The 10,040-nt window shown below is 57.4% G+C and carries 6 protein-coding genes; 3 read left to right on the top strand and 3 right to left on the bottom strand.

The annotated features are described in order from the left end of the window. Nucleotides 1-2: 2 nt before the first annotated feature. Both IEY52_RS11530 and IEY52_RS11525 read left to right on the top strand, forming a co-directional pair. Nucleotides 3-2,717: a hypothetical protein gene (locus IEY52_RS11530; protein ID WP_189002839.1), complete on the top strand. Its 2,715-nt coding sequence runs from the start codon at nt 3-5 to the stop codon at nt 2,715-2,717. Next, complete coding sequence (locus IEY52_RS11525; RefSeq protein ID WP_189002838.1) at nt 2,710-5,103, top strand: hypothetical protein; 2,394 nt, start codon at nt 2,710-2,712, stop codon at nt 5,101-5,103. The genes IEY52_RS11530 and IEY52_RS11525 overlap by 8 nt, the downstream gene beginning before the upstream one ends. Nucleotides 5,104-5,221: 118 nt before the next feature. Here IEY52_RS11525 and IEY52_RS11520 read toward each other — a convergent pair whose 3' ends face one another. From IEY52_RS11520 to IEY52_RS11510, 3 genes are all read right to left on the bottom strand, one after another. Next, on the bottom strand, nt 5,222-6,163 hold the full coding sequence (locus IEY52_RS11520; RefSeq protein ID WP_189002837.1) for a phosphotransferase enzyme family protein: 942 nt from the start codon (nt 6,161-6,163) through the stop codon (nt 5,222-5,224). Nucleotides 6,164-6,424: 261 nt separating this feature from the next. Next, complete coding sequence (locus IEY52_RS11515) at nt 6,425-6,916, bottom strand: hypothetical protein (RefSeq protein WP_189002836.1); 492 nt, start codon at nt 6,914-6,916, stop codon at nt 6,425-6,427. Nucleotides 6,917-7,039: 123 nt separating this feature from the next. Then, nucleotides 7,040-7,747, bottom strand: a complete 708-nt coding sequence (locus IEY52_RS11510) for a DUF3159 domain-containing protein (RefSeq protein WP_189002835.1) — start codon at nt 7,745-7,747, stop codon at nt 7,040-7,042. 292 nt (nt 7,748-8,039) lie between these two features. On the opposite strand from IEY52_RS11510, the gene IEY52_RS11505 reads away from it, so the two are divergent. After that, the gene (locus tag IEY52_RS11505) at nt 8,040-9,605 is read left to right on the top strand and encodes a S8 family peptidase (RefSeq protein ID WP_189002834.1); all 1,566 of its coding nucleotides are present in this window, start codon (nt 8,040-8,042) and stop codon (nt 9,603-9,605) included. The last annotated feature ends 435 nt before the right edge of the window (nt 9,606-10,040 follow it).

Here is a 10,040-nt window from a genome sequence, read left to right as displayed (position 1 = left end):
GTGTGGCTGGGGCTGGACAGGTGCTGGTGCAGGAACTCGAAGCGGCTTTCATTGAGAAAGCCCTGGAGCAAAAAACCTTTGATCCGATGTTTCACACCATGGAGCCCGCAGTGGTGTACCTGCAACTGCTCAAAATTCGCATGGGGCGCGACCTCACCCTGGAAGATTTGCGGCAGGCCGTGGTGCATTCCCGCAGCATGAAAATGGGCACCCTCAACCACGCCTGCACCATTGCTGGGGTGGCTTCAGACCTCAGCATTGAGTTTCAGCTGTACCAGGTGCATGGCAAGGCCACCGTGCAGGCTGCACAGTACCGGCAGCAGCTCAGACAGTTCGGTGTGAGGGCCAAACCGCGGATTTCCCGATTGATCCCGGAGCAGGTGCATTTGACTTCGCAGGTTGAGCGGGTGAAGTTGGAGAATGTGGGTTATGGCGGGCGAGATGAGGTGCAAGTCACCTCCTTGCAGCATCCCAGCTGGCTGGAGGTGCGGGTCTCTGCCGACCACCGCACCCTTGAAGTGCAGGCCCTGCCTTTGCCCGGAGGCCATTACCGGGGTCAGGTGAGGCTTCAGACCAATGGGGGCACAGTGGTGCTACAGGTGGGTTGCAGCTCCACCCACTACCCACTTCCTCAGGAAAATCCCATTTTGCGAGAAGCCCTGCTTCCGGACCACCCTGACCTGGATGAAACAGCGACCCTCAGTGAACTTGGGCAATTGCTGGAAGGCCTGGGTTATCTGGCCTTGCCAGGAGGCATGTACCTGCGACCAGAGGAGAAAACAGAGCTGAATTTCACCCACCAGTGGCTGCTCTCCCAGGACATGCTGCTGGCAAAAGCCCTGCCTGCACTGGGGTACACCAGTGACATGGAATTCGTGGATGACGAGAACCATGTGTTTCACCTTCAGCACCGCTCCGGGCATCTGGGAGGACCGGATTTGCAGGTGATGCTGGAGTTGCACGAAGCGAACCTGGAGCACATGAAAATCACTGCCGAACCCGAACTGGGACGCATGCGGGTGCATTTCCATGAAGTGGAGGAGTGGCGCGCCCTGCAAGGGGACACCTTTCTGCTCACCGGAACCCTGCAGCACCTCCGGGAGCCTGAAGTGCTGTCTCATTTGCTGGCCCTCTCCGAACAGGGACGGCACGTGGATGTGGTGCTGTCTGGAACGGGTGAGGTTCCCCAGGTGCTCCGGCAGCAACACCGCTCGGGTCGCCTGAGTTTGTACCTGGTGGCCCAGCACCTGCCTTACCGCCTGTACGCTGCCACTGGAAGCCAGGTGTGGTATGCCCCCCTTCCAGCCGGGCGCAAAGGGCAGGTTTCTGCACTGCCACGTTTTGAAGGAAAAGTGGCCCTGGAAGAGCGGGACTTTCGGGAACTCTCCTGGCGGGGCGATGAGCACGGCCTGCTGGACCTCGAACTCAGCGTGCAGATGCAACAGGTGCAGCAGAGCCTGGTGCCCATGCGGTGGTCCGAAACCGCCCTCACCCAGAACAGCAGTGGCGTGGACTGGTTGGATGGACGACCTCACCTGCAGAGGGATGCAGCTGAGCGGGTGCGCACCTCCTTGCAGCGTGAGGCAGAAAAAGCCGGGGTGGATCTGCGGCCCAGAATTGCCTTGCCAATCCTCAAACGCCTGGGTCTGGATGCTGCCCATGTGGTGCTGTATGACGGCCCGGTGAAACTCAGCCGCACCGGACATTTGTTGCACCACCGGCACCGGCAAACCCTGCCCGAAGCCATCCGGTACTGCGTGCAGGCCTACGGGGGGACCTTGCACCACTCTCAGTTGCGCAAACTGGTGGAAGCTTACCTGGGGGGCAGAAGTCTGGACTCCAGGCGTTTCATCAATGAAAGCCTGGAGCAGTGTGGATGGGGTGGCAATGGATACCGCCGTCCCAGAGAAGGGTGGGAGCCACAATCGAGGCAACTGCCCCGGTTTCTGCTGGAAGTGCTGGAGCACACAGGCAGTCCTGAGAAAGCAAACCCGTGGCTGCAGGGGAAGCTGTTCGTTCCTGCACCTCAACTGGAAAGGGCGTTCTCAGAAGCGCAGGCCCTTTACAGGTCCCGGATTGAAGCTGCCCAAAAAGAGCAGGCCCTCAAGACAGCTGTGCCCCCAGTGACCAGCGGGACCATCAAAGATGCTGGGGTTGCCAGAACGCCCATCCCTGCACCTGCGAAGCCCACCCTGAAGCTGCTGCCAGAAAAAGTGCTGGTGGATTCTGCCCCGGATCCCCGCACGGTTTCCATCACAGCGTTGCAAGTGCAAATCCTCAGCCTGGTGCGCGAAGAAGGCCCGATGACCTTCCGACAGCTGCTTGCACGTCATGCCGAACGCTGCTCCCGCACCCCTCGACTGATTTTTGACCGGGTGCTGCTGGCGGTGGAAGAAAACCTGGAAGCAGGGAAACTGCAACTGGAATCCAGACCTGCCCCCAGGGATGCAGAATCGCAGGTGTTGATGCTGCCCGGACAGGTGTACAGGCTGCGGGAAAGCAAAGTCCGGTCCCCTGAAGATGTGCCACCAGGAGAGGTGTTGGAATACTGCAGGCCATTCTTTCAGGCAGGCAGGCCATTTGATGTTCAGCAGGTTCTGGATCAGGCCAGGCGACACTACCGACTTGAAGCCCACTGGAAGCGCATGCCAGAGCACCTCAACTGGTTGCGCAGGCAACTGGAGCGCTTGATGGAAGGGGGGAAGGGACGTGCCTGAGCGGGAAAACCTGCTGTGCCGCGAATTGGAAAACCACTTCATTGAACAGGCCCTGGCCAGCAAGGTGTTCAATCCCAGCTGGCACGTGATGGAATCCCTCTCGGAATGCGTGCGGGTTCTGCAGGCCCGGCTGCGTCGCACCATCACGGCCTCTCTGATGCGTCAGGCTTTGCAGCATTCCCGCAGCATGAAGATCACCCAACTGACCAGAGCACACACCCTGTCAGATGGCACCCAGTCCAATGAAGCCGTGTTTTTTGAGTTGTACAGGGTGCTGGGGAAACCCGCCGCCCAGGCCAGCCACTACCGCAAGCACCTGCAAGAACAGCAACATGAAGTCAGGGCAGCCATTCTGGAACTCAGTGCCACCAGCTTGCAACTGTCTGCAGGTGGAGGGCTGGTGCGTTTTCAAAATGCCGGGTACGGAACAGACGGCGATCTGGACATCATTCAGGTCGAGCACCCAGATTGGCTCACCGTGGACATGAGCCCGCTGCTTCAGCAGGCCACCCTGAAATCTGCAACACGTGTTGCAGGCCACCATCAGGGTCAGGTGGTGTTTCACACCCGCACCTCCAGCGCCACCCTGGAGGTGACCCACATTGTGCCCCTGCAGCACCTGCAGGCTGGACCCTGGGTGCACCTGGATGACCTGCTGCCTTTGCACAGGGATTTGGACTGCACCCGTACAGCAAAGATGTACCATCAGGTATTGCTGGAACAGGGATATCAGGAACTTCCTGGTGGACTGTACCACCGGGGGACCCTGCTGCAGAACAGGGTTGAGGTGACCCGCCAGTGGCGTTTGAGTGCAGAGATGATCGAGCAATGCTTTCTGCCTGCTTCTGGGCATGAAGCCGGAGTGGTGTTCGCTGATGAGGCGGAAAACCTTTACCGGCTGGAGTGTGTGGCCGGACGGTTGCAGGGTCAGGATTTGCGGTTGCTGTTTGAGCTCTTTGAAGTCCAGCCTTTCATGGGATTGCAAATCTCCCCACACCTGGGACACTGGAAAATCAGCTGGCATCCTGTGGAACCCTGGCGCAACCTGCCTGGGTACCATCATGTGCTGTGTTGCCCTGCAGGTCGACTCCGCCACCATCCCGTGCTTGAGCACCTTCTGGAACAACGGCCAGTGGGAGGCAGGGTGGAGGTGGTCACCTCCCATGCGCAGCCCATACCACGGGATCTGCTGCAGATGCAGCGCAAAGGTGAAGTGGTCTTGCATTTTCTGCCTCAGGACCCGGTGGAGGAGGTCTACAGCCTGGATGCCAGAAGCACCTGGGCTTGCCTGTTGCCAGATGGGCCTCTGGAGTGGCGGGAACCCACTGCAACCATCCGCCGTTTGTTGAAACTCCCTTCAGTTGTTTCCAAATCCAGCCCAGCGCAACTGGTCCTTCAACCTGAAAAGGCTGAGCAACCATCGGATCGAGTGGCAACGCATCCCTCCCAGACGGTTCAGGAAAGCTCAAGCATGACACATGGCACCCATGCCACCCAGGTCAAAGCTCCCGCAGAACAGAAACCCCAACATAAGCAGCCATACCAGACCCCCCGCCTGACACAGAAAGTGCGGGGAATTGCAGCAAGCATGAAAGCAGCAGAGAAATCCAATTCAAAAAAGCACTCAACTGCTGCTTCAAAGCGACCTGCCCAGCTCAGGGCTTTGCAAGTGGGTGGAGCTTCAAAACGAGAGGGAAAATTGTTCTCTGGACAAAGCAAGGCTGAGAAAGCGGCCCGCCTGAAAAGCAAACCTTCTCTCCCGAAAAAAGCTTCACTGGAACCAGAGAACAAAATTTCCTCCGCGAGGGTTTCCCCTGTTCGCTGGAAGCCTGTTGCGCCTTCTCCATCTGCAGAGGCACTGAAGTTACAACAGCAGCATGACATCCCCACCTACCAGAACTGGAAGCCTGAGGTTGTTGGAGCTCCATCGGATGAAGTTCACCTCAGGCACCTGCTGGAGATCTTGCAAGTTGAAGGTCCCATTCACCTTGAGCGGTTGTTGAACATTTACGCACAGGCATGGGTTTCAGCTGCTGGACTTGAGCAGCGGTTGCACCTCACCAAACTCCTGGATCAGGCCAGCCAGAAAAAGCAGGTGGTGTTTCACCATGCGGTGTCGGTCGAAGGGCAGTGGGCACAATTTGTGAGGTTGCCTCACACCCCCCCAACGGTGTTGAGAACCCGAGGTGACCGCAGCATGGCTGAAATTCCCCAGGGTGAAGTGGTGGCAGCCATCTCGTGTTTCAGTGAGAACCGTGCAGATTTTTCGGTCAACAGGGCCCTGAGCCTGCTGGCTGATTTTTATGGGCTGCGCAAGCTGGAGTTTGGTGTCCGGCAGTTCTTTGAGCAGGCCTACCAGATCTGGCAAAACGATTGTGTCTGGTGAGGACCTGAATCACTTTGCTGGACAGCATGTGCCGTGTGGTGCAATGCGAAACATGGCCAGACCTGCCCTTTGCAGGTCAACGGGGCATTCTTGAGGGCCCTGAAATGTCTGGGTGGGATCAATCCAGCGCACTGAATGCTCCTTGCTCGTACCTGCGGGCCAGTTTCACCAGCAGGGGCGCTTCCTTGCGGATCCACTCTGGACAACGCAGCACCCGGTGGTGTGCGCCGATCCTGTGAATGGTGGCCTCAAGGTAGGCGCGGTTCAGGCCGTCTTCCAGATTGCCTGGCAGGGGAGCTACGCTCTGGTAGCCTTCCAGGAAACGGTGTTTGAGTTTCGGGTCGTGAATGGAGGTGAAAGCAACGGCAATGTCATAAAGAAAGGAGTTGTGCTGCAGGTGATCAAAGTCCACAATCCGCAGCTTTCCCCTGTTCAGCACGTAATTTTGCAATTTGAAATCCCCATGGATCAACCCGGATTCGGGCAGGTCATCTCTGGAACGGTACCTGAAGCCTGTGCGGCGTGCCAGCAGGGCTTCGATCCGCTCGATGTCTTCCTGCTGCAAATGGGCATTGTGCTGGATGCGGTACCAGCTGTGCCTGAGGTGATCCTGGGTGGGCCAGGGACGTGTGAATCCCTCGGCACGTTCAAAGCCCTGCTGCCTGTGGTGCAAGGTGGCCATGATGCTGCCTGCCTGAAAAGCCTGAGACTGGTTGAGGGCCTTGATGGGTTCCCCTTCCACCCAGGTGAGCATGGAAAAGCAGAAGAAGTTGCCCACAAAGGTGAGTTCATCCTCCCGGGTCAGGAGGGGCTCAGGGAGGGGCAAGTCTGTTTTGCGTTTCAGGTAAGTCAGGAAGTAAGCCACGGAGACCAGCAATTGGCATTTGTAATCCATCAAGTCCCCTAAGAAACTGTTTTCAGCGTTCAGTAGGTGCATTTTGCCGTGGTCATCGGTGATCCTGTACCTGGTCCGGTGCCCTGGCAAAGGCTGGATGTCCTTCACCTGCACCCCGAAAGCCTGGCAGGCTTTCATCAGCATTTCGAAGGTCAGCACATCCATTTTTGGTTCTTCAAAGCGCTCATCCTGTCCGGGGTGTCTGGATGGGTGGGCAAGCCTGCAATGGCCCGTGGGGGAAAGTGAAAATGATGGTGGGATAAAGTGTGCATGGTGTTCCTCTTTGGAGCCACTATAGGACAGGAAAAGCCTGTGCAGCACCGTCAACTGGCCTAAGCTGGATGGACCATGCTGTGTGGAACCCGCCATCTGCAGAGGGACCCAGCCTGGTGGGAAACTGCAGGGTGGGCCAGGGAAGCTGGAGTGTCAACCGGGATGGCTTTTGCGCCAGTCAAACACGAACCTGTCCATGACCATGTTGACCCACAACCCGGTCAACTCCAGGGCATCCGCATGGCTGCGACGGACATCCACAAAAGTGTCGGTGTAGATGGAAAAGGATTCCAGGTTTTTGTAACTCTGGGTCCAGGCTTCAAAGGTGTTTTTGAACAGATGGACCTGGTTTCCATAATCAGGCAAATTTTTGAAATCGATGGTGATGCGCAAACGCAAATCATCGTCGTTGCAGGTTGCCGGCAGCAGGATGCCGTAGGTGGTGAGTTCCGCTGTGGCTTTTTCGGTCAACAGCTTTGTGGTGCTGGGATCATCGCTGTCATCTCTGGTCACCTGGACGTTGATCTGGCAGACCTGCCTGAACCGGGAGAGGTTGTTGTGCAAAGGATCTTCAAATTGAGCACCTGCCAGGGAGGTGGCCATCACCAGGAAGGTCAGGGCTGTTGCATGCTTCAGTTGTCTCATGGGTTCAGTATAGGAAAAGGGCAAGGGAAGGGGTGCCGCACCAGAACGCCTGCTTTCATCAAACCTCAGGAGCCAGGGTTTCACAGCCGATGTTGCATCCAGCAGCAACCTGTTGCGAGGCCGTCAAAGCCCCCGGCTTGCCAGGGCTTCTGTCCACACCCTCGGGGTGAAGGGGAAATGCAATTTTGCCCCCAGACCCACTTTCCAGATCAGCACAATCACCGAGTATGCCACGGTGGTGGCCAGATAAGCCACCGGAACCATCCACGCCACTGCACCTGCGAGCTGGGCATTGAATTCTGGTGTGCCAAATGGGGCGGTGACCAGTTGGTGTTTCACCAGCGTGTTGAGGGTGGCCACGGTCAAGCCTTTCAGGCACAGCACCCTGGTGCTCAGCACCACCAGCTTTTGTCCGGGGCCTTGCAGGAAAGCTTCAACAGCGTGTTTGCTTTGCCGATCAAGCTGCAGGTACTCCCGCAGCACCACCCCAAACAGGGGTTTGCCCAGCAGCAGGGACACCAGGGTGGAGGTGGCCAGGAACAGGCTGCCACTGGAATCCTTGAGGGCAAAGGTCCAGCCATCAATCCACCAGAAACTGGCCAGGGCGTTGATCAGGGTGGAAAGCGTGAACAGCAACCACACGGCTGATGCCCGCCTGTTGCGGAGTTGCAGGACCAGCAGGTACAGGCAGGGAATGAGCGCCGAGAGCATGAAAGCGAAAGTGGGGGTGAGCACCTGCATGACCCCCCAGTTCACTCCGGGAAGTTTCGGTTGGAGGACCAACACCGGGAACAGCACGGTGAAAAGCAAGTTGCCGATCAGGGAAAGCACCCTGGCATGGTACCACCTGCACACCCATAGGCCTTGAAGATGCAGGGATGCATAAACACCCGCAGTATTCGATCTTCTTGCAGAGAATCCACGGTCTTTGAAGGGGTTCAATTGAGGGATTCAGGTGCCCTCTGCAAAGGGGCAAAGTTTCAGAAGCAGTTAGGTGAATTCCCTGATTTTCACGGACAGCCGAAATGGTTATTGTGGACCATCTTCAAAAACCCAACGGGCACCCTGCCCAACCGGCCTGAAAGCAGTTTGATTCTGCCATCACGCCACGAGGAGAACGGACATGAACCGAGTCACTTCTGCTGCTTTACTGACCCTCACCCTTGCACTGGCATCCTGCAACAGCACTGCACCGCAGGACGCTGGGCTTCCCATGCCCAGCAGCAAAAACACTGTCACTGAAGCGCCCATTTATGGCAACAGTGCTTCTGGAGAGTACATTGTGGTGTTCCGCAAAACGGCCACCGTGCAGGGACAGAGCATCAGCAAACTGGGTGCCGGACAGGTGGTGCAGATGCTGGGCCTTGAAAAACAGGGTGTGCAGGTGCAGGCCGTGTACAGCGATGTGCTGGATGGTTTCGCAGCGAAACTCAGTGGCAGCAACGTGCAGAAACTCACTGCCGACCCACGGGTGGCTTACCTGCAGGCCGTGCAGACCTACCATGCCGTGGACACCCAGACGAGTCCTCCTTCCTGGGGCCTGGACCGCATTGACCAGCAAAACCTTCCCCTCAGCAACAGTTACACCTACAGCACGAGCGGCACGGGCGTCACCGCTTACATTCTGGACACGGGCCTCAACACCACCCATGTGGCTTTTAGCGGGCGGGCTTCCATCGGGTACGACGTGATCAACGATGGCCAGAACGGCAAGGACTGCCAGGGGCACGGCACACACGTTGCAGGCACCATTGGCAGCAGCACCTACGGGGTGGCGAAAAACGTGAAACTGGTGGCCGTGCGGGTGCTGGGCTGTGACGGAACCGGCAGCAACCAGGGCATCATTCAGGCCATCAACTGGGTGGCCCAGAACGCACAGAAGCCCGCCGTGGTCAACATGAGCCTGGGGCCGCAGAGCAGAAGCGTCGATCAGGCCATGGATGACGCCATTGCCAGTGCCATTTCCAGAGGCATCACCTTTGTGCTGGCTGCAGGCAACTCCAACGATGACGCCTGTTATTACAGTCCTGCCCGCACCCCTGCTGCGATCACTGTGGCCAGCAGCACCAGCACCGATGCGCGTTCCAGTTTCAGCAACTACGGCACTTGCGTGGACATCTTTGCTCCGGGCAGCAACATCACCTCCACCTGGATTGGCAGCACCACCGCCACCAACACCATCTCCGGGACCAGCATGGCCAGTCCCCACACGGCAGGCGCAGCAGCCCTGGTGCTTTCCGCCAACCCCGCCTTCACCCCCCAGCAGGTGCGGGACACCCTGGTGAACACCGCCACCCAGAACAAGATCACCGATCCTAAAGGCACAGCCAACCGTCTGCTGTTCGTGGGTCAGGGCACCACCCAGCCCCCCACCACGGACCCTTGCAGTGGCACCAACTGCAGCAAGTACACCGGGAGCCTCAGCAGCGGACAGAGCGCCTACCAGCCCAACAACACCTATTTCAATTACGCTGGCGGCACCCTGAAGGGCTGGCTGAAAGGTCCCTCTGGCAGCGACTTTGACCTGGTGCTCTACAAATGGAACGGCAGCGCATGGCAGGCGGTCAGCCGTGCAGAAACCTCCAGCAGCGATGAAAGCATCACCTACAACGCAGGCAGCGGGTACTACACCTGGGAAGTTGTGGCATACTCAGGCAGCGGCAGTTACAGCTTCTGGATGCAGAAATAACCCTGTTCATCTTAAAGCCAGGACCGGAAGGTCCTGGCTTTTTCTTGTGGTGTTCTTGCTGGGTGTTGGGGCCAGATGTTCATTTGAATTCGCTATTTATGTATTTTTTGAGAAAATTTGTTTAGAATTGAATTCTCTTCAGTGGACTGTTGAATTTTAAAGAAAGATCATGTTTTGACGGAAAACACCCCCATTCTGTCAGCTGGCAAAATGGAGGTTTGTTTTTGGGTTGCCAGGGAAAACCCCTAGTTGCCTGACGCAAGAATGAAAATTCACTTTGCTGTGCAGTACTGTTTCGACACAACAAACAGGGCGCGTCAAATCCTGTCGCGGCCTCTCCATATCATCAGCTGGTAAACCATGTCTCCAAAAAGAAAACCCAGAGCAATGCCTCAGGCATTGTTCGTCGTTTCCTTTTGCCTTTGGTGCGTGTTG

Origin of the sequence: Deinococcus roseus (assembly GCF_014646895.1) — a bacterium.
In the GTDB taxonomy this organism is placed as follows: domain Bacteria; phylum Deinococcota; class Deinococci; order Deinococcales; family Deinococcaceae; genus Deinococcus_C; species Deinococcus_C roseus.
The sequence above is the reverse complement of the archived record's forward strand: the minus strand, read 5'-3'. Positions and strand labels throughout refer to the sequence as shown.

Bases quoted from the DNA above. Each gene is read 5' to 3' on its own strand.
- IEY52_RS11505 (WP_189002834.1), top strand. From the start codon at position 8,040: ATGAACCGAGTCACTTCTGCTGCTTTACTGACCCTCACCCTTGCACTG.
- IEY52_RS11520 (WP_189002837.1), bottom strand. From the start codon at position 6,163: ATGGATGTGCTGACCTTCGAAATGCTGATGAAAGCCTGCCAGGCTTTC.
- IEY52_RS11515 (WP_189002836.1), bottom strand. From the start codon at position 6,916: ATGAGACAACTGAAGCATGCAACAGCCCTGACCTTCCTGGTGATGGCC.